The 25195-nt window shown below is 68.2% G+C and carries 16 protein-coding genes; 10 read left to right on the forward strand and 6 right to left on the reverse strand.

Annotated features, from left to right (window positions below):
• Positions 1 to 6 precede the first annotated feature (6 nt).
• Positions 7 to 2322, reverse strand: coding sequence for a vWA domain-containing protein (locus tag QSK35_RS01015; protein WP_285741266.1), 2316 nt, complete (start codon positions 2320 to 2322; stop codon positions 7 to 9).
• 333 nt (positions 2323 to 2655) lie between these two features.
• Positions 2656 to 3699, reverse strand: a complete 1044-nt coding sequence (locus QSK35_RS01020; protein ID WP_285741267.1) for a peptidase — start codon at positions 3697 to 3699, stop codon at positions 2656 to 2658.
• Between the two features lie 130 nt (positions 3700 to 3829).
• Between QSK35_RS01020 and QSK35_RS01025 the strand changes: the two genes are divergently transcribed.
• Together QSK35_RS01025 and QSK35_RS01030 are read left to right on the forward strand one after the other, a co-directional pair.
• Positions 3830 to 4423: a hypothetical protein gene (locus tag QSK35_RS01025; RefSeq protein WP_285741268.1), complete on the forward strand. Its 594-nt coding sequence runs from the start codon at positions 3830 to 3832 to the stop codon at positions 4421 to 4423.
• Positions 4424 to 4552: 129 nt separating this feature from the next.
• Positions 4553 to 5773: a hypothetical protein gene (locus QSK35_RS01030; protein ID WP_285741269.1), complete on the forward strand. Its 1221-nt coding sequence runs from the start codon at positions 4553 to 4555 to the stop codon at positions 5771 to 5773.
• Positions 5774 to 5785: 12 nt separating this feature from the next.
• On the opposite strand, the gene QSK35_RS01035 is transcribed toward QSK35_RS01030, so the two are convergent.
• The 3 genes from QSK35_RS01035 to QSK35_RS42630 form a co-directional block, all read right to left on the reverse strand.
• Entirely contained in the window at positions 5786 to 6028 is a 243-nt protein-coding gene (locus QSK35_RS01035) for a hypothetical protein (protein WP_285741270.1), read from the reverse strand.
• An 85-nt stretch (positions 6029 to 6113) separates the two neighbouring features.
• A complete protein-coding gene (locus tag QSK35_RS01040; RefSeq protein WP_285741271.1) occupies positions 6114 to 8510 on the reverse strand; it encodes a hypothetical protein in 2397 nt (798 codons plus the stop codon).
• Positions 8401 to 8922: a caspase family protein gene (locus tag QSK35_RS42630; RefSeq protein WP_352242992.1), complete on the reverse strand. Its 522-nt coding sequence runs from the start codon at positions 8920 to 8922 to the stop codon at positions 8401 to 8403. Before QSK35_RS42630 ends, QSK35_RS01040 begins: the two co-directional genes overlap by 110 nt.
• A 113-nt stretch (positions 8923 to 9035) precedes the next feature.
• On the opposite strand from QSK35_RS42630, the gene QSK35_RS01045 reads away from it, so the two are divergent.
• From QSK35_RS01045 to QSK35_RS01070, 6 genes are all read left to right on the forward strand, one after another.
• Complete coding sequence (locus QSK35_RS01045; protein WP_285741272.1) at positions 9036 to 11006, forward strand: caspase family protein; 1971 nt, start codon at positions 9036 to 9038, stop codon at positions 11004 to 11006.
• A 192-nt stretch (positions 11007 to 11198) separates the two neighbouring features.
• On the forward strand, positions 11199 to 13463 hold the full coding sequence (locus QSK35_RS01050) for a hypothetical protein (protein ID WP_285741274.1): 2265 nt from the start codon (positions 11199 to 11201) through the stop codon (positions 13461 to 13463).
• Positions 13460 to 14611: a hypothetical protein gene (locus QSK35_RS01055; protein ID WP_285741276.1), complete on the forward strand. Its 1152-nt coding sequence runs from the start codon at positions 13460 to 13462 to the stop codon at positions 14609 to 14611. Before QSK35_RS01050 ends, QSK35_RS01055 begins: the two co-directional genes overlap by 4 nt.
• Positions 14612 to 14621: 10 nt before the next feature.
• Complete coding sequence (locus QSK35_RS01060; protein WP_285741278.1) at positions 14622 to 15446, forward strand: hypothetical protein; 825 nt, start codon at positions 14622 to 14624, stop codon at positions 15444 to 15446.
• 16 nt (positions 15447 to 15462) lie between these two features.
• Positions 15463 to 18444 (forward strand): ATP-binding protein, encoded by a 2982-nt coding sequence (locus QSK35_RS01065; RefSeq protein WP_285741280.1) that lies wholly within the window; start codon positions 15463 to 15465, stop codon positions 18442 to 18444.
• 2 nt (positions 18445 to 18446) lie between these two features.
• Complete coding sequence (locus QSK35_RS01070) at positions 18447 to 18701, forward strand: hypothetical protein (protein WP_285741283.1); 255 nt, start codon at positions 18447 to 18449, stop codon at positions 18699 to 18701.
• Here the strand turns inward: QSK35_RS01070 and QSK35_RS01075 are convergent, their stop codons facing one another.
• Positions 18702 to 19259, reverse strand: a complete 558-nt coding sequence (locus tag QSK35_RS01075; RefSeq protein WP_285741285.1) for a response regulator transcription factor — start codon at positions 19257 to 19259, stop codon at positions 18702 to 18704.
• A gap of 110 nt (positions 19260 to 19369) precedes the next feature.
• Here QSK35_RS01075 and QSK35_RS01080 point away from each other — a divergent pair, with 110 nt between their 5' ends.
• A complete protein-coding gene (locus QSK35_RS01080; protein WP_285741287.1) occupies positions 19370 to 21760 on the forward strand; it encodes a caspase family protein in 2391 nt (796 codons plus the stop codon).
• 17 nt (positions 21761 to 21777) lie between these two features.
• Positions 21778 to 25155, forward strand: a complete 3378-nt coding sequence (locus tag QSK35_RS01085) for a CHAT domain-containing protein (protein WP_285741290.1) — start codon at positions 21778 to 21780, stop codon at positions 25153 to 25155.
• Positions 25156 to 25195 lie beyond the last annotated feature (40 nt).

Consider the following 25195-nt stretch of genomic DNA (forward strand, 5'->3'; position numbering starts at 1 on the left):
AGATGGTCACGCGAAAGGGTTGTTGGGGTCCACATAGGAGTCGCGGTCGGTTGCGTGTCGGCCCTCGCCGGTAGGACCGCTGTCGAACGGGTTCGTGGGCGGCGACTGCGTTGGCACGGCAGAAGACCTGTGGTACAAGTCGCCGGACTGGTCTGCTGTGGACAGTACGAACGGATCTGCCGGAGGTCCGGCCGCTAGGCCGCCCGTCGCCCCTCGTTCGTCGGCGAAGGCGATCGCCAGATCCTGGCCGATGTCGTGTCGTTCGCCTATGGCCAGCTGGACCGGCTGCTGTCCGGGTGGGACGAGAGTGACCCTCCCTGCAAGCCGGCGCACTTCGTACGCGGTCGTCTCGTCCGGGCCGGCGTGCTGCAGCTGAAGTCCGGTGAAGTCGTTGTGCAGGATGAATCGGAACAACTTGCTGTCAGGGTCGCGGGGCATCAGTTCGGAGGTGGGGAACCCGCCCTGCCACAGCTGGGCCAGTAGTCCGCGCGTCTTGGCAGCCTCGCGGCGTGCACGCAGGCGGGCCAGCAACCAGAGCACACCGACGAGCAGCAGCACAGCCAGCGTGATCCACACCCAGTAGAACTTCTGCCAGATTCCCGGCTCGGGAGCGACCTCGATGGCGAGCAGGCGGTTGTCGACGACGGCGTTCGAGCTGTCGATCAGCTGGACCGTCGCCGCGCTCGGACCGATCCGGGCATCCAGGCCGACCTTCACCGAGAAGGTTGTCTTGCTGGTTCCAGGCGCCGCCTGCACCGTGGCAGGTTCCACGGTCATGGTCGTCCCATCGGTCAGACCGTCCAGGTTCAGCCGCAGCTGCGCCGATTGACCCGAGTTGTTGGCGACCGTGACCGACCCGGTCACCGTGCCCCCCGGCGCCACCGGCCCGCTGTTGGCGTCGAACAGGATCTGAGCCTGGACCGGTGCGGCACCCTTCAGCACCTTGGTCGGATAGGTGCGCGTGTCTCCGCCGACTCCGATACCGGTGACCTGGCCGGTGAACAACAGGTCTCCCGACGCGTTGTCCGGCAGGGTGAACTTGCCCGCGAAGGTTCCGTCCCCGTCGGGATCGCTGAGCGTTGCTTTCTGCTCAGGGAGATTGCCGGTCATGGTGGTGACGAACGTCAGCCCCTTCAGCGTGCCCGGATCGATAACGGCCCGGCCGCGCGCTCTGATCTGCATGCTGACCTCGACCGTCTGTCCCGCCTCGGGCTGCGGAGGGCTGGCCGTGATGGTCGCCTTGACAGCGGCCTGGTAGATCACGGTGGCCGCTACCTGCTGCGCGGGTATGCCCGACGCGGACAGCCGGACTTTCCAACGGCCCGGCTCCGGGTCGCTGATTCGCACCGACTCCGTCTCGGTCGACGACCCCGCGATCTCGAAGCGCGACCCACCAGCGGCCGGTGCGGGCTTGTCGCTGTTGGGTGCCTGGTACTCGACCCGCACACCCTGGTGGCGTTTGTAGACAACGATGGAGGCATCGCTCGCGACGGCGGGGATGTCGACGTCCAGCACGACCGAGCTGTTCTCCCCGAGGGTATCGATCACCGGTGGTTTGATCTCGGCGCAACTGGCCGAGCTGAAGGCCCTCGCGACGGCCGTGGTCAGCTCCTCGAGGTTCGGAACGACCTGTTCCTTCGGGTCGGGAGCCGACGGCGTGCAGCTCTTGCCTTTCGCGAAACCGCGTAATGCGGCGACGTCGACATCGCCGAATCCGAGCGGCCACACCTGGGCCCCAGCTCTGTCCAGGTCACCGAGTAGTTGCTGGGCCCTGGCCGCTGCGGCGGCGTTACGTCGCTCAGGTGTGTCGCCCCACGAGTCGCTGGCCGAGACATCGAGTTTTCCGTCGGTCAGCAGGAATACGATCTTCTTTTCCTGTTTGGCCGACGATGCATAGGTGAGTGCCTGCTCCAGGGCGGCAGCGTGGTCTGTTCCGTCGCCTTCTTCGTCTTTGCGCTTGCGCAGGTCGCCAATGCATTTGGCGAGCCTGTCGCGCTGTTGCGGCGCGTCGAGCTGGATGGACTGGCACACCGCGTCGACCGCTGACTGTCCCGGCTTCTCGGCACTGGCAAAACCGACGACGGACACCTCCGAGCCGGAGCCCAGCACACTGGCAGCGATGGTCCTAGCTGCCTCTTTCTCGGCGACGACAGCACTGTCGGACAGGCTGCCCGACTGGTCGACCAACAGGACGACCTGGAGCGCGGGGAGCGTGGCCGGCTGGTCCTGGGTGGCGCCGCCGACCGCCGTGAACGGCAGAATCAATGACCCGGCGCCCAGCGTGGAAGCCAATAGGAACGCCTTGACCCGGCGATATTCCATGCGATCCGCCAATCCACTCTCGTGTGCTCCACGACATCGACCCTGATCGGCGATCGAGGACGTACTGTTACGCCGTGGAAAGGCCGATGAGTGCGTGTCAACGTTCTGACCGGATTTTGTCAGGTTCCTGCCGTTCGACATTCTCTCTTGTGTCGTCACAATTACTGCGTGTGATAGTTCGCCGGTGTGTCCTCTCCCGCAATCCGATCCTTCTGCCTGGTGTGGGCAGAAGGATCGGACTCGTCGTTCTGAGGGGTCGTCGATCGTGGATCGCTCGCTTGGAATTGCAGACGGCCGGTCCAGGTCGACCCGGACGGCGGGTTCGGGCGATCGTCAGTAGCGGTACCGGACCAGGTTGTAGAGCGACCCGGCGAGGCTGCCGAAATACGGGCTGTAGATACTGCCCGGCAGCCAGGAGTACTTGTAGCTGTTGACCCCGTTGACGTAGCCGAATGTGCCGTTGAAATACGCGAGCCACGGGCCACCGCTGGCGCCGGGTGTCATGTCGCAGTCGAGACCGAGGTTCGCCCATCCCGACCACGGGTCGGAGTAGGTGTAGCCCTCGCAGTACTTCAGTTGTTGCCCGTCGTACGGAGGGTCCGCAGGGTAGCCGAAGACGTGCACGTACAGCCCGTGCGGTTGGTTCCACGCGATACCTTGCCCGCCAACGGTGTTGACCAACTTGCCGCCGTTGTCGTACATGACGGCCGCGCCGATGTCGTAGCGGAAGTCCGATCCGCTGAACCACGCGCCGAGCGTGCCCAGCTCGCGGGCGACCCACATGCCGAACGGCTGGTAGCCGTAGTAGTAGTCGGGTACGAACACCCAGTTGGTGTGCCAGTGCCCCTGGCCGTCGCTCACGCAGTGGCCGGCCGTGAACACCGTGTTCTTGGCTTCGCTGTTGACCGCACTGCCCGAGCAGGAGCGGTAGGTGCCGTCCGCGTGGGTGAAGAAGACCCTGCCGGTGGTCGTGGCGGGTGGGCTCCAGAACGAGCCGTACCAGTTGGATGCCGTGTTGACAGCACTGGGGTTCACGGTGGAGGCATCAGCGCTCGATACGGTGCCCGCCGGCATGGCCGGTGCCACGGTGACGGGAGCACCGGCGGCTTCGGTCACCGCTGTGGCCGAGGCCTTGCTGTCCGGCGTGGCGTCCGCGGGCTTGGCCGACTTCATGCGCTCTTCGGTCCAGAAGGAGCGAATCGACGCCTCTGTGCTGTTGGCCGCCGTGGTGGCGTCGCCTGACGCGAGCGCTGTCGACATGACCGGGCCTGTGTCCGGCCGGTCGGTCTGAGCGGTGGCCGGAACGCCGGTGAACGAGCCGGCTGCGACGAGGCCGGCGATGACCAGCGACGTGCGTAATCGGGATCTTGTCCTCATCGACTGCTCCCCTTCAAGTTCGGTACGGACCATCTGCACCAGTGAAATTGGTTGAGGAGTTTCGCGAAATCAGGAAATGTGCGTACGTCGAGGCTCTGGTAACGGACAGTCGGGAATTGCGACTATTCAAGTGGTCGCGCTCGTGTCGTGGGTGCCGGTATTGATCTGGAAGGTCTTGATCGCAATGGGGTCCAGCAGGATTCATCATTGTTCGATTGATGTCCGGCGTCGATCCGTCGGCGCGGTGCTGCTGAGTGTTCTCCTCGCCGGTTGCGGGACGACCACCACGACGGGCCGTCCCGTGGCCGGTCCGCACACGGTGGTGATGGAGTCGACCTCCGCTCCGCCGCCTGCTCCGTCCTCGGCCGAGATCGCGGCCGTGCCGCGCGAGCTGATCGGCACCTGGGAGAGCCAGGCTCAGGGGGATGCGCTCGATGTGATCGTCTTCGTCGATCCTGCGCGGTTCAAGCGGGCGGAAGTGCTGACCCAGCAACGTGATTCCGGCCTGTTCGAGTACAGCATCGCGTCACGCGGCACGGTGCGTGTGACCGGCAACGAGCTGGTGCTCGCGCCGGACTGGGGGACCCAGACGCTGAAGGATCCGGACGGCCCCGGATGGGAGCGGCCTATCGAACTCGTCCCTGTGCGATTCCGGTGGTCGGTCAACGGAAACGAGCTACGGCTGGAGGGATCGACGGGCGAGGTCGTCTACGCCCGCGGTTGATGGTGGCGCGAACTGAGGGGTACCGAGTTGAGCCAGCTGATTCCCGCGCCGGGCGGGAAAGCCCTGTGGAGGAACCGTTTCGGACGCGCAGTCGGCGTGCTCGTCGGAGCGACTCCCGCCGGTGTGGTCATGCGTCAGGCCGTGGTGACGGTGGCGACTGCGGCGACCATATCGGGGGCGACCCTGTTGTCCGCTCAGGCCGCGGACGAGTGGCATGAGGCGTTGCGTCAAGAGATCAAGTGGTCGGCGGCGGTGCAGAGCGACGTGCACCGCGTCTACCTGGACGAGGCGCCGCTCGCGTGGAGGATGGAGATCGCGGACGTGCTCGCGAGGCCGGGTGCGGTGGTGCACGCACCTGGGCTCACGGGCGACCTGGCGAGGATCGACGCCGGCGCGCATGCGGCGGTGGTGGCGCAATACCGTGCCACCTACGTCGGCAGCGACACGCTGCTCGGTTCTGATCGCTACCGCATGCCGCAAGGAGGCCAGGACCTGCCCCGCAGGCTCGCGGACGTCCGGCGCTCGAACGGCGGTGCCTCGCTGGACGGGCCGGCGGACGGCGATCAGCGCTTCCTGGTGGCGTCCTTGCTGGCTGGAGCGTCGATTCCGTTGGTAGGACTGCATCTTCTGCTGATCGTGGTGGCGCGGGGCCGTCGGCGCCGCGCAGACTCGCATGGCATCGAACCGATGGTCGGCGACTCGGTGGTGGTGCGATCTCGTGGACCTGCGGCAGTCGCACGACGAGCCGCGGCGGTGGTTCCGCTGCTCGCCTGGGCTGCGGTCACGACGTTGCCCGCTGTCCAGCTGCACCAGGCGAAGCTCGAGATCCGTGCGCAGCAGGTCGCCGCCATTCAATCTGTCCGCACGTCCACCGCGATCGCGTGCAGCACGACCCGCACGACGTTCTCCACGGAGGCCAAGCAAACTCTGCTCGTGATGTCGGCGACGTCGTTGGGTGCTCAGCTCGCGTCGCTCGACGCGGACGACGCCGCGGCAGCAGCAGCCGCGACGGCGCTCAGCTCCGCGCACGAGGCCGTGTGGCCGCGGTTGGAACAGCTGGAACAGGCGATGAGCCGGCCTCCCGCCCTCGCTGACGGCGTGGACCGGCCTACAGCGGAGGTCGTGAACGCATCACCCGCGGACTGGGAACGGCTCTCCGCTGTCCAGCGGCAGTCGGCGGATCTCGCTCACGAGCTCGGACAGCGAGCCGGCCTGCTGAGCCTCGCCATCTTCCTCGCAGCCCTCGTCGGGGTCGCGCGGCGACCAGGAGCCGGATCGTGGTCGCCCACCGTGAACCTCTTGTTGATGGCCGCGTCCGCAACGGTGACCGCGTGGGCGTTCGCTGGCTGATGTCATTGGGAGTCAAGGATAGTTCGCCAGCACTGTCCGGCGCGCCCACTGCAGGCGGACGACCGTCGAGTGTGGACTCTCTCCGTATGCGCCACCCATCTTCGCGGCACAACCGCGAATCCCGTGATGCGCGCGGGTGGCGTCGCGGATGGCGCGGTCGGTGGCTTCGCGGTTGAGCGTTGCCCCGGTCTCGACGGTACTCGCGAACAAGGCCTCGGTACGAGCGCGGGTCAGCAGATCGAATTTGTCCGGCATGGTGTGCTCCCTTCCTCGGAAAGAGTGGTGCACCAGGGGAAAGCGAGCATCGGGACAATTGCCTAGGTCTGCCCCCGCAGTTACCTCAGAACGCGCTGTGCCCGGCGAGTACCCTGCTCACCTCGCCGTGGCGGCCGAGCGGAGCGCCCGCCCACAGGTACCTGCGGAGCAGTTCCGCCACCTCGAGCCCGGTCCGGCGTTCGAACTTGGCCTGCAATGCCAGACCGAGATGCAGACTGCAGCGGGGATCGTCGGGCGCCAGCTCGTGGGCCCTGCGCAGCACGGACACGGCTTCGTCGAGGTCGGCTGGCTCGGCCGGTTGCTCGTACAGCAGCTGGCTCAAGTGGTACGAGGCCTCACGAAGCCCTTCGGTGAAGCCGGCGCCGGTGGGGTCGTCGTTGTAGAGGTTGCGCGCCGCGCGCAAGAACCGGATCGCGTCGGGGATCCGGCCGAGTGCACGGCAGGCCAGCCCCATCGCCAGGTTCGCGAAAGGTGATCTCGTGCGCTGTTCTTCCGCCCTATCGGCCTGTATCGCGGCGAGCCGGTACGCGACGGCCGCACCCGCGGTGTCGAGCGTCGTGACCTCGGCCCGCACCGCGGCGAGTCTGGTGTGGTGCCAGAACACGCCGTCGTCGGCCGACGGGCCGCTTGCGACGATCTTCACGTCGGCCGAGGTCGAAGCCAGTTCCGCCCAGCGGTGATAGGTGATCCCGTCCAGGCCGCCGGCAGCCGCCCGGATCAGGTGGTCTGTGAGCAGGCCGCCCGGTACTCCCGGAGTCACCGGCTGCAGGGTGGCGGCACCCGACGGCCGTCCAGGGTTGGGCTGATCGAGGATCGTGACGAGGTTGGGTGCGTCCCCGGCCGGCTGGAAGGACGGATCGCAGAGATGCAGCACACCGAGCTGATCCACGCTGTGGTCGAGCAGACGACGGTGCTCGGCGGCGACCACGTCGGCGGGCAGACCTTCGGCGACAACGATCTCGTCGGCCGCGAACCCTTGGCGCATCAGGAATTGGCGCATGGAGTCGACCTGTGCGCCCTGCCCGGTTCCGATGAGCAGGGCGCGAGGTCTGCTCGATGCCGACGTTTCGGCCGCTGCCCGTGCCGGCGCGTAGTCGCGGGGCCATGGACCGGGGTCGGCGACCGAGGCGGCCGCGGTGAGCGCCTCCGCCACCACCGGGATTCGGTTCGCGGCCGCCGCCAGCACCGCGACGTCGAGCCACGCCCGCACGTCACCGCGATCGGCAGCCCTCGCACGCAACAGGTCCAGTGCCCCGGTCGCATCGCCGACGGCTTCGAGATGACGGGCGAGCAGACGGCGGCCGTTGGGCCAGCCACCGGCCTGGCATGCCGTCACGGTCAGTGGTCCGGGCGGCAACGGACGCCGGACCCGATCCGCCCGCCACAGCACCGCCGCGGGGAACGAGCCCCGCGGCAGGGCTCTCGCGGAGTCACCGAGGAGAAGCGCCGTCTGGGTGTCGTTCCGTCCGAAACTGGCCGTTATCTCCGCTAGTCGCCAGACCTGCGTGGCGAGCTGGGTCATGACAGTCGCGTCGTTGCGTGAGCCCGCGGCCAGCACAGATCCGTGATCTCTGATGCTCACGGCGATCAGCAACACGCGGATCGTGCCGTCGGCGCGAAGTGATGCCGCGTAGTCCGGCGCCCAACCGGCATCGGGGAGCGGCGGAGTCGTGTCGGCGAAGGTGGTCAGCTCGCGCGCAGCGGCGCCGGAGTCGCCCATCGCAGCGAGTGCAAGGCCTCGATGGAGGTGTTGATCAGGGCCGGGCTCGAAGACGGCGTCGAGGACGTCCAGCGCGGACGCGAACTCACCTGCGGCGAGCAATGCTTCGCCCGCGAGCGCCGCGCTCCCGCCGTCCGGGACGTCAGCAGCCGCGGCGAGCGTGATGGCCTCATGTGCCTCACGGACCGTGACGAGGAACGGTGCTGGATCGTCGAGCAGCCAGCCGACCTCGAGAAAGGCCCGCGCCATCTCGTCGTGCCGATGGAAGTCCAGCTCATCGACCACAGCCATCGGGAGTGTGCGTGGGAAGTCGCCACCGCCCAGCTCCGGTTCCTGGCCCATGCGCGTCTCGCGTCGCACCTGGTCCGTGACGTACTCCGCGAGCTCGTCGAGGGTGACCAGGCCGTCCTTGACGCGGCCGCTGCCGTATCCGTCGGCGGCTTCCCGCATTCCTTCCAGGAGGAACCAGGTGAACACGCCGTGGCCACCTCCCCACTTGACGTCCTCCAGCGACTGCTGTTCACGGCGTGCCGAGGTGAAGTACCCGATCCCGGGAGCCGACTCGCTGAGTACGCTCAGGTACCGGTTGAGAACTCTGGCGGAAAGCGGCGTCGTTGCCGGTGCCGGTCCGTCACACACCGGGCCCCCATACCGCAGACCCGCGCTGTGGCACGCGTCGGCGAGGATCACGACGCGCTTCGCCTGCACGTAGTGGCCTATGCACCGGGCGACTTCGTCCATCGGCAGGGCGGTGCCCCCGAGGTCGCGGAGATCGGTGTCGTGGGTCAGCAGGTACAGGGGCTGGGTAGCGCCTGCCAGGGTCCGGTGCGCCGTGGCAGGCGAAGTAGAGGAGCACGAGGTCCTCCGGTTTGGTGGCGGCGAGGAACACCCTGATCGCCCGTGTCACCTCATGGGTCGTCGCGTCCCCGTCAACCAGCAACCGGACCCGCTCGGCCGCGAAGCCGCCACCCGCCGGGGTCAGCAGGAAGTCGTACAAGGCCTGGGCGTCCTGATGAGCGAACTTGAGGGTGAGGTTGTCGTCCCGGTAGTCGGAGATCCCGACGATCACGGCCCACCGGTTCCCCAGAAGCCCGGCCACGTCGGCGTCGATGCGCATGGCGACGGCGTCGCGTGGAGCAGATAAGTCTGGCATCTCCGGCTCCCCCTACGAAAAAATGCGTATACGGGCACTAAGTCCCTCGACCAGCGTGTGCGCTGAAGCGCAAGATAATTGCCGCTGTGATCGGCGACAGAGGGGTGCCAGCGATGTCGAACGTGTATGCCTTGCTGGTCGGGATAGATAAATACCGGTCAAATGTGGGACATCTGCGCGGCTGCGTCAACGACGTCACCCGAATGCAGGAGTTCCTGACCGCCAGGGTGGGAGCTCGGCTCAAGATAAAAACTCTGCACAACGAGCAGGCCACCCGCGATGCGGTGATCGAACAGTGGCGAAGACACCTCGGCAAAGCCGGACCTGGCGATGTGGCGATATTCCATATTGCCTGTCACGGTTCGCACGAGGACGTGCCGGACCGGTTCCGCCACCTTGAGCCGACCGGCCAGATGCAGACCCTGGTGTGCGCCGACAGCCGTGTGCCCGGTGTGCCTGACCTCGCCGACAAGGAGCTGTCGGTCCTGATCGACGAGGTGGCGGAACGGGGAGCGCACACCGTGGCGTTCGTCGACTCCTGTCACTCCGGGGGTGTGACCCGGGGGCCGGAGCCGTCCGTCAGCGTCAGGTCTGTTGATCCTGGTCCGAGCCGCACTGTTGGGTATCTGACCCGTGAGGGCGTGCGTGACACCGCCGGCGGGGCGGCTGAGCCGGTTCACGTCGTGTTGTCGGCATGTCAGGGTGAGGAGACCGCCAAGGAACAGCTCGTTGACGGGCAGGTCCGCGGGGTGTTCAGCACGGCGCTGCTCAAGGCGTTGCAGAGCCTCGGTGCCGGTGCCACCTACCGCGAGTTGCTGACAGCGGCGCAGTGCGCTGTCGAGCAGCAGACCAGCGGCCAGGTACCCGTGCTGTACCCGGTGACGCTCGGCGGCATCGCGGACCAGCCGTTCCTGGGAGGAGCGGCGGCCAGGCCCCCGGCGGGATTCGTACTGCGCAACGTCGGGCACGACTGGGAGGTGGATGCCGGGCGCTACCACGGCATTCCCGCACCCGCCGACCACGGCGCCGTGGTGTTCGCCGCGGTCACGGGTGAGCATGAGGCGCGGCTGGCCGAGGTCACGGCGGTCGGTGGGGCCTCGTCGACGGTGAAGCCGGTGGGCTGGAGCCCCGATCCCGCCAAGCAGTATCCGGCGGTCATCGCCGATGTGCCGCTGCCCGCGGTGCGCGTGGTGATCGGTGGCCGTCGCGATGACGACCCCGACGCCCTGCGGAAGGTCGAGCAGGCGGTGCTGCATTCCGGACCTGGTGAGCGGCCGTCGGCCTACCTCCGCACGGTCCCGTCAGATGACCTGTCGGAAGGGCTCCGCCTTCGCGTGGTCGCGACGGATGGGGCCTTCCGCATCCTGAAGGGCGACGGGACCACTCCGGTCACCGCGGACGTGCCAGGGCTCACGGAGGCGAGCGCCCGCATCGTCGTCGCCCAGCTCGAGCACATCGCCCGCTGGCACTCGATCATGGATCTCGGCAACCCGGCCACCTCGCTCGTCGGCGCGGTCAAGATCGAGATCATCGCCGCGCGGCCGGGAGAGCAGGTGGCGCCGCTGGACGCGATGGCGATGACTCCGGACGAGCACGGCGAACTCCGCCTCGCCTATCGCCGGGGCGAGCACAGGTGGGAACCGCCGGCGGTGTTCGTGCGCCTGCGCAACACCTGGCACCGGCCGCTGTGGTGCGTGTTGCTGAACCTCACTGACAGGTTCCGCGTGCACCCCAACCTCTTCCCCGGCGGTCTCGTCGGGGACGGGCAGTCCGGTTTCGCGCTGCAGGGGAAGCGCATCACCGTCTCGCTGCCGCGTGGCCGGGACAGCCGGCCCGGCGCGGAGGTGAAGGACTGGCTGAAGCTGCTCGTCGCCGAGGAACGGTTCGGCTCGCTCACGTTCGAGCTGCCGCCGCTGGGCGAGCCGGTGCGTGACGGTCTCCCTCACGACGTGCGCGGAGTGCTGGGCAGACTCGGTTTCCGGGCCACCAGCAGGGACTTCGACACCGAGATCTCCTCGGCGGGTGGTGGTGACTGGGCGACGGAAGTACTGCCATTGATCACGGATATCCCGACTGATTCATGATGAATGCAGTTGTGGCGCGACCGAACGGGTGAGTTCTGCTCGGTGGGTTAACAGCCAATCCGTTGTCGGCGATTCAATGGGCGCCGCTCTGCGGAGTATCACGCCGCGCGGCGTACGCAGTTCTGCTCATTTTGACGGGCTTTCACCTGTGTCACGGTCGTATCGCACAGAACCGCGAGAACGAGGTCAGGGATGAGTGAGATCGCCAGCAGGATTGCCGCCGTCGTGCAGGCGCGCCAAAGTCGTTTGCCCGAGATTACGGCGGAGATGGCGACCTGGCGCAACGCGGATGAGGCAGTCGTCGCGCTGGACCGCGCCGTGACCGAACTCCGGCGCTACCCGGCGACGCCCGCTGAGGTGGCCGACCAGTTCGGTCTGGTGCGGGTGAAGGACGTGCGGCCCGCCATCAGCACGACCGTCGAGCACCTTCAGCGGGTGGAGGGCAGGTTCGGCAGGACCACGGTCAACATCGGGGTGAGCGGCAGCGCGCGGGTCGGCAAGAGCACGCTGCTGCAGACGATCTCCGGTCTGGCCGACGATCAGATCCCCACCGGGTCAGGCATCCCGGTGACGGCCGTGCGCAGCCGCATCTATCACACGCCCGGCCGGCGCCGGGCGGTGCTGGAGATGCACGACTTCGACAGCTTCCGCAGCGCCTACCTACAGCCGCGGCACGAGGAACTGGGTCTGCCCCCTGCACCGACGACCATGGCGGAGTACCGAGAGTGGCAATACCCGAGCGCGGGCGAGCTCGAGATCAAGAACGCGTACGCGTCGTTGCTCGAGGACCTCCGCGACATGCAGGCGTCTTTGCCTTCCTACGAAGCACTCCTGGAACGGGCCGGCCGTCCCGTCGAGCTCCTCGGCGACGACTTCGACCGGCTGCGCGAGTACGTGGCCTACCCGAAGGTCGAGGAAAAGCGCGCGCCGGACGTGGCGCGCAAGTACCTCGCCGTGCGGGATGCCCGGATCGAATGCCCCTTTCCGCACGCCGACGTCGGTGAGATCGCCTTCTGCGACATGAAGGGGTTCGGTGAGGTCACGGTCGACGCGGACAAGCACCACGTCGCGGGACTTCAGCACGAGGTGGACGCCGTTGTGCTGGTGAAACGGGCAGCGGAGGGGGAGGCGTACTGGAAGGAGTCCGACGTGGCCACGGTCCGCGTCCTCGACGAGGCGCGCGGGTTCGTGAGCCGGCGGCGCGACTTCGTGCTCATCGCGTTGAACATCGGCGCAGCCTCGGACGCGCTGGCCGAGAGCCTCCGCGACGACGTGCTGCGGCGGGTCAACGAACGGAAGGACGGGCTGCACCACCGGGTGCTCGAGGTGGACGCGAAAGACCGGGCGGACGTCTCGGCCCGGCTGCTCGGCCCGGTGCTCGGACATCTCGCCGACCGGCTTCCGGTGATGGACGGGGAGGTGCTCGCCGGCACGAGGAGGCGGGCCGCGGTAGTACGCGAAGACCTCGTCGGACTGGCCACCGAAGTGCGGGCGATGCTCAAACAGGTACGCGGACTGACGGTCGGCGCCGCGGAGGACGTGTACGGGCGCGCTCGCGAGATGCACAAGAGCCTCGCGGTCGCGCTGCACTCGCTGCTCGCCGAGCTGCGGGAGCGCTCGGTGCGGCAGGACCCCGACTACGCGGCCGCTGTGGAGGCCGTCTACGAGGACGTTCTCTCCTGGGTACGCGACGGGTTCGGGTATGGCGAGGCCGAGTGGTGCGAGGAGGCCGTGCGAAGCATGATCCGCGACGGGGGAGCGGGCCTGTTCGCGACCACGGAGCTCAGCCGGATCCGAGTGGAGATCAGCAGGCGCTTCGCCCAGCTCGACCTGTTCTTCCACGCACGGGTGGAGGAGGTCTGGCGACAGGTGGCCGATGGGCTCGCCGGCGAGTTGCACGGTGTGCTCGGCGGAAGTATCGCCGAGGAAGCGTTGGAACGACTGATGAAGCTCGCAGCCGACGCGGCGGAGCCGTGCGAGGTCATGGAGACGTCGCTCGGCGAACTGCTGGGTCTGCGGCTCGACTACCGCACGCAGGTGCATCCACGGGTGCGGCCGGAGCTCGACTCGCTGAACCTCCAGGTGCGTGATCCTGTCACCGGGCACGAGTCCTTCCAATTCACGGTGGCGCCAACGCGGGACGGCGCCGAGGAGCTCCTGCAGATCATCTGCGAGCTCGCCGAGCAGTCCGCCTTCCGCATCCGCGTCGCACTGCTGAAGGAATCGGTGCTACCGGGCCAGGTGTTGTTCGCGGCCGTCGAGCACTTCACCGACGTGCTGATCCGTTCCGGCGCCGCGGAACGGGAGATCCGGCAGTTCGCGCGGTCCTACCGGGACGAGCTGTGGCCCGGCGTGTTCCAGGGCCTCGACGGTGCCGACGCCCGTGTCGCCCGTGTCGCGCGGGCAGCCGACGCGCTGCTGGCGGTCACCGAGGAGCTGGAAGGGTACAGATCATGACCGCTCCCGCCGAGGGAACGTCACTGCGGATCGGCATCATCGGGCCGACCAGGATCGGCAAGACCACGCTCGTCAACACATTGCTGCGCGCTGGGGAGACCGCGTTCGAGCAGACGGACGTCCGGATGCGGTGGGCCGACCACATGACGGAGCGGAAGATCCTGGAGCAGCGCGCCGAGCTGGAGGGCTGGCGGCTGAGCAAGCAGTTCAACCCCGGCGCGCTCCGCGGCACAGATGACGCGTTCGTGTTCCGCTTCGTGCTGGAGACCGGCTTCGGAGGACTGTCCATGCGGCTGGACGCGATGGACTACCCAGGCGGACTGGTGAACCCCGCACATCGGCTGGGCCGCGAGGCGGAGTGGGAGGAGTGCCGTGCGTTCATCGCGAACTCCACTGTCCTCGTGGTCCCCGCCGATGCCGCGATGCTGATGGAGACCGCGGGCGACGAGAACCGGCATCACCTGCCCGCCATCCTGACCACTCCCGAGATCGAGGATGTCGCACGGGACTGGGCACGCAACCGGCATCAGCACCGCCACGAGCCCGCGCTCGCGATCGTGTGCCCCGTCCGCACCGAGTCGTACTTCGCTGACAACGGTGGCCGGAGAGATCGTTCGGACGAACTGCTCGAGCACGTGCGCGAGGTCTATCGGGACGTGCTCAAGGTGATCAGGGCGGAGGCCCCGGCGACCCGGATCCACTACTGCCCAGTCGATACCGTGGGCCCGGTGGAGTTCCTCTCCGCCCGGTGGTTGCCCGATGTCGCGGGCGGACACCCGCACTTCTCGGCGAAGTACCGGGTGCGCAGGCGGCCCGACGGGCATCCGCCGGAGATCAGCACGGCGGGGATCGACGACGTACTCGTGCTGCTCGCCCGCCATCTGATCGACCTCCGTCATCGTGAACTCGACGTCACGGCTCGGCACCACCGCACGAGCGCGAACGACTGGGCCGCGCAAGCCGTTCAGGACCTCGGCGCCATGCGCAACGTCTGGAACACGGTCTCGGGCAAACGGCGAAAGGCGCGGCGGATGGCGGAAGCGAAGCGGCTGGAGGCAGTGTCGGCCGAGGAACAGGTGAGTGGTCTGGCCGGCCAGCTCCTGCGGCTTGCGGAGCTCGGACTCGGCCCACGGCACCGCGAACTGTGAGGGCGGCGCCATGCGAACCCATGTGCTGACCCGCGGCGTCGGTGCCGACTACCGGTTCCTCGGCAGCGTGCCCGCTACTCGCTGGTGGCAGGAGTTCCGCCAGCTCACTTCGTTCGAGCGGCCGACTCTGCTGGTGCACCGGCACGCCGAGGGCTGGGAGCTGTACGCCAGTGCGGTCCCGACCGAGCGCAAGGACCGGATGGAGACCGTGATCAGGATGAGCCTTGTGTTGTCCGCCTCCGAATTCGTGGAGGAGGACGCCGATCTCGTGCTCGCACTCGTCGGCGAGTGGCTCGCCGGCGCGGAGCCGTCGCCGGGCCGGTTGGGGACACTGCTGGACGAGCGTTTTCCCGCTGAGGACACCGAGGAACTGCTCGCCGGCTCGGGGCCGGACAACGACGAGGAGGTCGCCGGCCGGGTGCGCGCGGCCTTGGCGCAGCTCAGGGACGAGTCACCCGCTGACGACGGCGAGGCCGAGACGATCCTCGCGGAATCCTGGGCCGGTGCCGTCACCGATGCCGTGGTGCGGTCCTCGTTCGTCCGCAGGGTACGGTCGATGCTCAACGCGGACGCGTGCGGGTGGGCCGTGCAGCTCACCCTTGCCGGAGCCGAGGACGTTGGCGCTCACCACGCGCAGCAGGACGAACCGTTGGTGGCGCTGGTCAACGAACGGATTCCGGGCGGGTGGATCGAGCTCGCCCCAAAAGCCGTGCGACGGCGTCGCCCAGGGACGGTGGTGATCTGGACGATAGCGGTGGCCACCGCGATCGTCATCGGACTGATCACCTGGGTGGTGCACGTCTGGCAGCCCGTCGTGCCGGCGGGCTCCAGATGAGTCTCGGGTGGTCGTGGTGAGTGCGGGGACAGCGGTTCCGTTCATCGGCAGGAGCGCCGAGCTCGCGCAACTGGACCGGATGCTCGGCCTGGCCGCGAAAGGCCAGCCCCGCACGGTGTTCGTGTGGGGTGAGGCAGGGGTCGGCAAGAGCAGGTTGCTGGCCGAGTTCGCGGACCGCGCTCGCACGGCGGGTGCGTGCGTGCTCAGCGGGTCGTGTGTCCCGCTCGGCAGGGGCGAGTTCCCGTACGCGCCGCTCATCGACGCGCTCCGGCGGCTCGTCAGGGAGACCGGCGAGGAGGCGCTGCGAGAACTCGGCGGACAGGCGTTCGTCGACCTGGCCAACCTGGTGTCCGACTCCGCCGCCGTGGTGCCGCCTGCCAGTGAGCCGACGTCGCAGCAGAGGGTTTTCGGCGCGGTGTTGCGGTTGCTCGACCGGCTCGGCGCCGACGGCCCGGTGCTGGTCGTGTTCGAGGATCTGCAGTGGGCTGATTCGTCCACATTGGATCTGCTCGCGTATCTGGCGACCGCGCAGTCCGACGAGCGGGTGCTGCTCGTGTGCACCTACCGCTCGAACGATCTCCAGCCACGGCACCCGCTACGTGCCCTGGTCGCCGAGCTGGGCCTGGCCAGGAAGATTCAGCGCATCGAACTTTCCCGGTTCACCCGCACCGAACTACGACTGTTCCTCATAGCAGCCACGAGGACGGATGCCGGGCACGACCTCGTCGAGCGTGCCTTCGAGCTCTCCGACGGCAACGCGTTGTTCGCCGAGGAGCTCGTCATCGCGGACGCGCTCGGCTCGCCGGACGGCACGTTGCCGCGGTCGTTGCGGGAGCTCATGCTGACCAGGTTCGAGATGCTCGGCGACAGCGCCTGCGACGTCGTCAGGGTGGCCGCGACAGCGGGCAGACGGGTGAGCCATCGCCTCCTGTCCGCGGTGAGCGAGCTGGACGAGCGGCAGCTGACCGCCGCGTTGCGCGAATGCGTGGCGCATCACGTGCTGGTGGCTGACCTGAGTGATCAGACCTACGTCTTCCGGCACGCGTTGCTGCGCGAAGCGGTGCACGACGACCTCCTGCCGGGTGAGCGCGTGCACCTGCACCGGTGTGTGGCAGGGGCGCTCGCCGCCGACCCAGGCCTGAGCTACGCCGAGGATCTGACCGTCGCCGCGGAACTGGCCTATCACTGGTACGAGGCCGGTGTGTTCGCCGAAGCTCTAGCCGCGGCTGTCCCCGCCGGGGACACCGCGATGCGGGTGCGCGCTTTTCAGGAAGCCGAACAGCAGTACCAGCGCGCACTCGTCCTGTGGTCCAAAGTGGACGAGCCGGAGCTGGTGGCGCGAGTGACGAGGGAGCGCCTGCTGGGCTCGGCCGCGGATGCCGCGCGGTGGTCCGGTCGTGTCGACCTGGCGGTGGAGCTGGTGCGCAAGGCGCTGGCCGAGCCCGGCGTCGCGAGCAGGCCGCTGCGGGCGGGCGAACTGCAGGAGCGTCTCGCCAACTGCCTGTGGGAGGCAGGGGACAGCCGCAGCGCTCAGCGCGTGTACGCCGAGGCGGGCCTGCTGCTGGCGAATGAGCCGCCCTCCGCTGTCGCCGCGAGAGTGCTGGCCGGTAGTGCCACCGCGGACCTGCGCACCGGCCGTTACACACAGGCGCTGCGGCTCGGGAACGAGGCCGTCGAGATGGCCCGTATGGTCGGCGCCAAGCCAGAAGAGGGAAGGGCGCTCAACACCGTCGGCGTGGCTCTCACGTTGAGCGGGCACGCTGACGACGGAGTGCGGGCGTTGCAGGAGGCGATGCGCATCGCGGACGCGGCGGACCAGCTGGAAGACCTGTTGCGCGCCTATGGGAACCTGGCTTTGGTGCTAGAGAACTCCGGTCGGCTGACGGAGGCCGTGTCGGTCGCGCTGACAGGCCTCGAACGCGCCCGCGGCTACGGTGTCGAGCACACCCGCAACGGCGCCCTGCTCGCCAACAACGCCAGCGCGGCGCTGGTGCCGCTGGGGCGCTGGGACGAAGCCGCCGAGATCATCGGGAACGTGCTGCTCGACCGTCCGTCGAGAGAAAGCCTCTACCCGCGTCTCACACTCGCCGAGATCTACGTGGCACGCGGCCGGTTCGACGAGGCGGATCGCCTGCTCGCCGCCGTCCGTGCCGCGGGAGGCAGCATCACGGAGCCGCAGTTCGTCGGTTCGCTGCGGTGCTGCGAGGCCGAGCGGGCGCTCTGGCTCGGCGAGCACGTCGCCGCGCACGATGCGGTGGCCGCAGGGCTACGGGTCGTGCGTGAGGTCGAGAACGTCGTCGTCCTCTTGCGGCTCTACGTGCTGGGACTGCGGGCCGAGGCCGACGATTCGGTGCGCCGGCGCGCACTGCGCAGGGGAGCGCACGCCGGCGAGGCCGCGGTGACATCGTTTGTGGACGAGTTCGGTGCGCTGGCCGTCGCCGACACCCTGCCCGAGGTCGCGGCCCTGCGACTGCAGTGCTCGGCGGAGATCCTCAGGATCGGCGGAGACGTGGATCCCTCGCGGTGGGCTGAGGTCGCGCAGGCGTGGGAGTCGCTCGACCGACCTTACCCTGCGGCGTACGCGCACTGGCGCGAGGCGGAATGCGCGGCCGCGGGCAAGGATCGGGATCGGGCGGCGCTGGCGGCCCGGCAGGCGCGTCGCGTCGCCGCCGTCCTGGACGCGCGTCCGTTGCGCACCGAGGTCGAGGCACTGGCGCGGCACGCGCGGCTCGATCTCGACGAGCCCGGCGTCGTGGTTCGCGCGCCGGAGCGGGCGCCCGACCCGTTCGGGCTCACCGCCCGCGAACGGGAAGTGCTGCGCCACCTCGGCCGAGGACATTCGAACCGGAAGATCGCTCGTGCGCTCTTCATCACGGAGAAGACGGTCAGCGTGCACGTCTCCCACCTTCTGATGAAGCTCGCCGTCCCCAGTCGCGGTGAGGCGGCCGCTGTCGCCCACCGGTTCCACCTGCTAGATGACGACGAAGACAGGAGTTGACCATGGCAGGCAAGGCGACGCAGCTGATCGGTGTCGGTGGCGACAGGTGGGTGCTCGATTTCGAGGGTCTCACCGAGGATCAAGTCTCCACGATCGTCCTTGACATCAGGAACGCCGTCGAGAACGGGACCTTCATCGAGATCAAGGTCCTGGATCTGAATGGCCGGCCGAAGACGTTGTGGCTCAACGGTGCGAATGTCGACTACGTGGAATATGACTCGGGTTTGTGTCCGCGCCCGAGCGAGATCGGCCGTTGATCAGTTCAGGGTGATGACGATGCCGAGTCGTTGGGCGCGCAGGACAGTGGTGAGCCGGTCCGAGGTGCCGAGCTTGCGGTACAGGCGCTCCTGGTGCTTGGTGACCGTGCGGGCGGAGACGTCGAGCCTGCGCGCTATCGCGTCGGCGGTGAGGCCTTCGCACAGCAGCTGGAGCACGTCGAGCTCACGCGGGGTGATGCCGAGATCGGCGGGGCGCGACCCGCCCCGCCGGATCCTGGTGACGACCAGGTGCGGTTCGCCGATCGACCGGGTCAAGGTTTCCCACGCGTCGAGCTGAGCCTCGTCCTCGCCCTGGACGTGGGACTCGACCAGCCGGGCCAGCTGTGCGGACACCGAGTGCGACGCGCCGCCCCAATGCCACTCGCCGAGGCGGAAGGTGAGCACGCCTAGCGCTTGGCCGACCAGGACGAGCGCGCGGAGCAGGGTGGGGTCGCCGCGCGTCGCGGTGCACAGCAGGCCGAGGGTCGTACGGGTGACGGGACCGCCCAGCATTTCGGCGAGGTTGCCGTTGACGGCCGTGCGCAGATGAGGTTCCACGGTGTGACTCCGGTTCGACGACTGACGGGTTCGTCAGCGTTGCGAAGCACCGGTTCGGGGTCATGGGGAGAACTTCGTATTTCGCAGGGGCAGATGCCTTAGGGGGAGTGGTGACTCGGAGAGCTTTGATCATCGGGCCGGTGTCGGACGGCCTCAACGGCGTGGTCAACGACGTCGAGATGATGAGCGAGGTGTTGGAGGAACGCGGTTTCGAGGTACGCCGATGTGTGAATGACGAGGCGACCAGGATCGGGATCCTTTCCGCCTACGACAGGCTGATCGCGGACACCTCCGCCGGTGACGCGGCGTTCGTCGGCATCAGCTGTCACGGCGGTCTCGCCGCCGCGCCGGACGGCGTTCCCGGCGACCGCGACTACCTGCAGTTCCTGTCGCCGACCGACATCGAGGCATCGACGCCGGACGACTTCCGCGGCCTGATGAGCATCGAGTGGTCCGACCGGCTCGCTCAGCTCACCGCCAAAACTCCCAACTGCACGGCGCTGATCGACGCTTGTCACTCGGCCCATATGTTCCGCGACGCGGGGCTGCGCACGAAGTCCCTGTCGCACATCACATATGTCGACCTGGTCGCACATGAAGCCCGGCTGCGGGCCGAAGGGCTGCGGGTGCGGCTGTTGGACCCCGAGAGCAACCCCAACGCGGTTCGCCTGGTCGCCTGTGGTGCCCGGCAGCGTGCATTCGAACGCATCAACCAGCAGGGGAAGGCCGTCGGGATCATGACCGAGGCGTTCTACCTCGCGTTGCGGGAGGCGAAGGGACTGCCGGTCAGCTGGACCACGCTCGTGCAACGCATGCGCACCAGGACCATGGCGCTCGGGTCGGGACAGCGCGCGGAGGCCGAGGGGCCGGCGGACCGGCTCCTCTTCGACACCGTGCCGGGTTCGCCGATGCTGACGCTCGAGGTCGCCGTGGCCGGGTCGAAGAGGGTTCGGCTACCGGGTGCTCCGCTGCTCGGCTTCGGACCGGGGGACGAGTTCGCGATCATGCCGGCGACGGAGGCCGAGGTGGTGGACTCGAAGACGATCGGCATCGCGACGGTGGACCGCAGTGGCGGTGTCGCAGCCGAGGCCGTCGTGGTGTTCCAGAACGGGCACACCGCAATCCCCGCAGGGGCGCGGGCACACCCGATCAGCATGTCGGCCCGTCGCTGGCCGGTGCTGGTGCGCGGCGACGGTGCGGTCGCCGATCGACTCCGGGCTGCCACGGCCTTGTCGCCAGTGCTGCGCGAGCCCGGCCCGGATGACGCGGAACCGCTGGCGGTTGTCGACGTCAACGGCATCCTGTCGCTGCACGACGCCGTTGGAGACGTGGTTCCGCCCGTCAACGCCGACCATGCGGGAGAAGTCCGAACGCTCGCCAACCTCACACAGCTGGCCCGAGCCGCGACATTGCGGGTGTTGTCGCCCGCCGAGAACGAGGCGTTGCCCGATGAGTTCACGATCACCTGGGGACTGGTCGAGAACGGCGTCGCCCGGCCCTTGCCCAGATCGGGTGCGTTAGTGCACACCGGTGAGCTGGCATTTGTGAAGGTGCGCAACGACCGTCCCCAGATCGTCTACTGCCACCTGATGGACCTCGGCGTGGCCGGTGCGGTGCGCCAGCTCCTGGCAGCGGATCCCTCCGGCGTCGCGCTGTCCCCAGGCGAGGAGTACGTGTTCGGTGCGAACGCGGACCACGAACTGGTTGGCAAGTCGTTGACGTGGCCGGCCGGGACGGCGAACGCCGTACCTCGTCCGGAGACCATCCTCGTGCTGCTGGCAACGCAACCCGAAGACCTCTCGGTGCTCCAGCAGCCAGGAGCGCGCGGACGCGGATCGTCGCTCATGCGGTTGCTGACCCAGGCGGCGCACGGCGGAGCCCGCACCCTGCTCGCGGGCCGGGCCTGGGCGAACATGCGTTTCGCGGCGCACCGCATCGACTTCCAGCTGAGCCCCTTGCCCGCGGCACCGGTGGAACGGTCGGCCTTCCTGTTCACGGACCGGCTCGACAGGTCCGTGCGGCTGACCACTAGCGGCGGGAGCGGACACGTCGTCGTGCGACTGCACGAGTTCGAAGGATCTGACGGTGAAGCTCTACGGCTGGACACACTGGTGATTACCGGTGACGGCGTCCGCGCGAAGACCGTGACGCTGCCGTCACAGGACCGCGTGATCTACGAGGGACCGGTCCGGGATCACCTCGACATCGCGTTCTGGGCAGGGCCGGTCGCAACGGATGACCGCGGTCTCGCCCAGTTGCTCACGCTCCCGGACGTCGATGTGGCACGGCCTGCGGGCCGGCATGCCGCAGAGGTGGCGGAACTCCGCTTGGTCGCGCGCACGATCGACGCCGCGCACGACGAACTGTCCACTGTGGTGCCTCCCAGAGTCGCGCTCTGCCGAGCGACCTTCCTGGCCGAGGACGACTTCGGTGCCGGCCGCCATCCGGCGACCGGGCGGATCAGCGTGGGCGGTTACTCGTTCTCGTTCTCCATCGACTGATTTGCGGAGGTGTTGGGATGGCTGGTACATCGGTCGAAACCCTGCCCGGTGGCCTGATCGACCGCATCACGTCGGGGGGCAGGGTGGCCGTGACGACACAGGCCTGGCGCCGGTTCGCCTGGGACACCAACTGGATGGCCCTGCCCGACGGCACCGCGCGCCCCCTGACGGAGGTGGGCGAACAGGTGCTGGACCGGCCGGGTCTGGACGGCATCGACTCCGCAGGCGTTGAAGAGTGGATCATCGGCTGCCTCGTGTCAGAACTCCGCGGATGGCGAGCCACGCTGCCCCAGTACGCCTTCGTGCAGACGCCGGAGCTCGGGGGGATGGCGCTCGACATGGCGTCGGAAGTGTTGGTGGAGGCGCAGCGGCGAACCGCTGAGCGGCCGGACCTGTCGGGGTTCGTGCATCTGCTCGCGGCAGATCTGGGGAAGAGGGCGTGGCGCCACGACGTCGCCGAGGAGCAGTGGGAGCTCGCTCGCCGCAGGCTCGCGGGAGACGCAGTGGGGCAGGCGGTAGCGTGGCTCGTGCGGGGCGACTGGCATGCGGCTCCGTTCACCTCGCCGCTCAACTGGAACTGTGCGCTCGAGCAGATGAGCGCGTCCGTCGGCAACGAGCTCCCGGACGTCGTCGAGGCGGCCGAGTTCGATGGCACGAAGGCGGACGTGGCGGTGGCCGAGGTCGCGTACGGTGAGGCCGCTCTGCTGTACGAGAGGGCAGGAGATCGCGCCGGACTGGCCGCCGTCGAACTCCGCCGCAGCTATCTTGCTCTGCAGGCCGGTGACGTCGCTCAGGCGTTGAAGATGGCAGAACACGCTCGAGTCGTGTTCGAACAGGAAGGCCGGTGGCTGGACGCCACGGTGGCCGCGACACACGTGGCGTTGGCCGCGATCACGAACGACCGGGCTCCCAAGGACTTCGAGCCTGGCCCGGTGCATGAGTCGGTGGGCCACGCTGCGATGTTCGGGCGAGGGCTGCTCTGTGTGCGCATGGCACGGCACTGGGCAGGAAAGGGACAGCAACCGGAACGCGCTCAGGCCGTGTTGGGGCTGGCGCGGCGGCTCTGGAAGAGCCTCAACGAGCGAGACCTGCACCTGCGCACGATCGTCGACAATGGCGAGATCGCCGCCTCGCTCGGTCGAGTGGCCGCTGCGCGGGTCGCACTGCAGGAAGCTCTGGAGGCCAGCGCACAGCCATCGGACGCCCCGAAGGGAGTCTTCGACCCGCAGCGAACTCGGAAAGCGTTTCTGGCCGCACGCATGCACATGCTGGCCAACATGATCGGCGACGAGACGGGCATGGAACGAGCGAGCCGGATCCTGCGCGACACAGTCGAGCCGTTGCGCACGGAAATGGACGGCATGTCCGACGGCCAGCGCACGATCGCCGAGTGGTTGCTGAGCCTTGCCGATACCTTGACCACGACCGTCGCTGGTCTGCTCTACCGGGCTCGCGCGGCTCAGATGCGGGGTGATGCCTCGGCTGCCGCCGAACTGTTCGCAGAGGCTCGTGCCAGAGCGCGGCAAATGCCGATCGAGCAACGAGACCAGAACGAAGCCATGGTCATGGCGTACGAGGGTGACAACGCGGGTGCCTCGGACGTGTTCGAGCGCCACGTGACGCGGGCCTTGCGGGGTGTCCCGGCCGCCAGCACGGAGGCGAGGATGCTGCATGTGCAGGCAATGGATTTTCAAGTCGTGGTTGAGAACTCGCAGCGTGCACGGTTCCACCGAGACGCTCTCACTGGAGTGCATCCGTGGTGGGCAGGGTTGGGGCCGGCTTGGAAGCATCTCGGGCTGGAGGGCAGGCTCCTCGCTCTGGAGAACCGCCTTCCCGAGGCGAAGAACACCATGGACCTGGCGCTGGCGGACGTCGAACTCGTGCGTGCCAGGCTACGACCGGACGACGCGAAGAGTTCATTGTTCGCACTGAAAGACGTGCAGGACCTTTACCTCGACGGGATCCGGCTCGCGTTGCGGATGGGCGACGAGCAGGCCGCGTTCTCGTACGCCGAGCGCGCCAGGGCCCGCGCGTTGCTGGACCTGATGACCGCCAACGAAGAGCTGGACACCACCGGCCTGCCGGGAGACCTCGTGACGCGGTGGAGAGCCGCGAGCGCCGAAGTGGCGCTGGCCCAGTCACGGCTGGGAAAGGCAGGTGAAGAAGGCCTGCCCGAGCACCGCCTGGGCACGTTGAGACAGCTTCTCACCACGGCGCTCGACTCCTTGGACGCGGTCGAAACCGAGCTGCGGCAGGTAGATCCGGGGTACTGGCGGGCGGTGAACCCGCAGGCGGATGTCACCGGTCTGGACATGGTATCCGGCGCGCTGCCGGCGGATGCCGCGCTGATCCAGTACGTGATGGGAAGCACGGATGTCATGTGCTGGGCCGTGACAGACGGCGGAATGGTCGCGTCGAAGCAGTTCACTGTGGACCGTGGACTGGTTGATCGGCTCGTGGACGAGGTCCTGGCCGCCTGCACGACGGGAGGTGACTACCTGCCCGCGGCCCAGCGTCTGGCCAAGCTGCTGGTGGAGCCGTTCGACGAGGTGATCGAGCAGTGTGGCTCTTTGTTCGTCGTACCTGGTGGCGCGACCATGCGACTTCCGTTCGCCGTACTGCCTTGGCGCGGTGAGCCGCTCGGTGCGGCACAGCCGATCTCGGTGTTGCCGAGCGCGAGCATGCTTTGCCTGCCACAGCGGGCTCGGACCGGGAACGGCCACGCACTGGTCGTCGGCAACCCGCAGGCGATGTCCTGGAGACCAGGCCCGGACCAGCCTGCCGTGGCGCTCTCGTCACTGCCTGGCGCCGAGAGCGAAGCTGTTGCCGTGGCGCGAGTGTTGGGTGACGTGGAGCCGTTGATCGGGCCGGACGCCACGCTTGATCGGGTGTTGCCACGGCTGCCGGAGGCGTCCGTGGTCCACCTGGCCACCCACGGCATCCTGGCCGCGGACGCTCCTCTGGCGTCGGCGATCGCGTTGGCGGGTGGTGCGCAGCTGACGGTCGGTGCCCTTGTCGGGCAACAGTTGTCCGCTGATCTCGTCGTGCTGAGCGCCTGCCACACCGGCACCGGTGCTGCAGTGCGCGGCGATGAACTGCTGGGCTTCGGCAGGGCCCTGCTCGCCGCGGGAGCACGGGCGGCTGTCGTCACCTCTTGGGCGGTGAACGACACGTCTGCGGCTCTCTTGATGACGGAGTTCCATCGTCGCCGAGTGGCCGGTGCGTCCGATCTGAAAGCGTTGTGGCAGGCCTGTAGGTTTCTCAGGACGTTCGATGGAGAGGATGCCGCGGCGTCACAACGCGTCCGTGACCTAGGTGCGACGGAACACGAAGGTACTCTGTACAACCATCCCCACCACTGGGCCCCGTTCACGATCGTCTCGATTGGACAGTGACCGGCGGGCTGCCGCTACGTGGTTCTCCGTATTTCCCTCG

This window comes from Lentzea sp. NBRC 105346 (assembly GCF_030269605.1).
GTDB lineage: Bacteria > Actinomycetota > Actinomycetes > Mycobacteriales > Pseudonocardiaceae > Lentzea.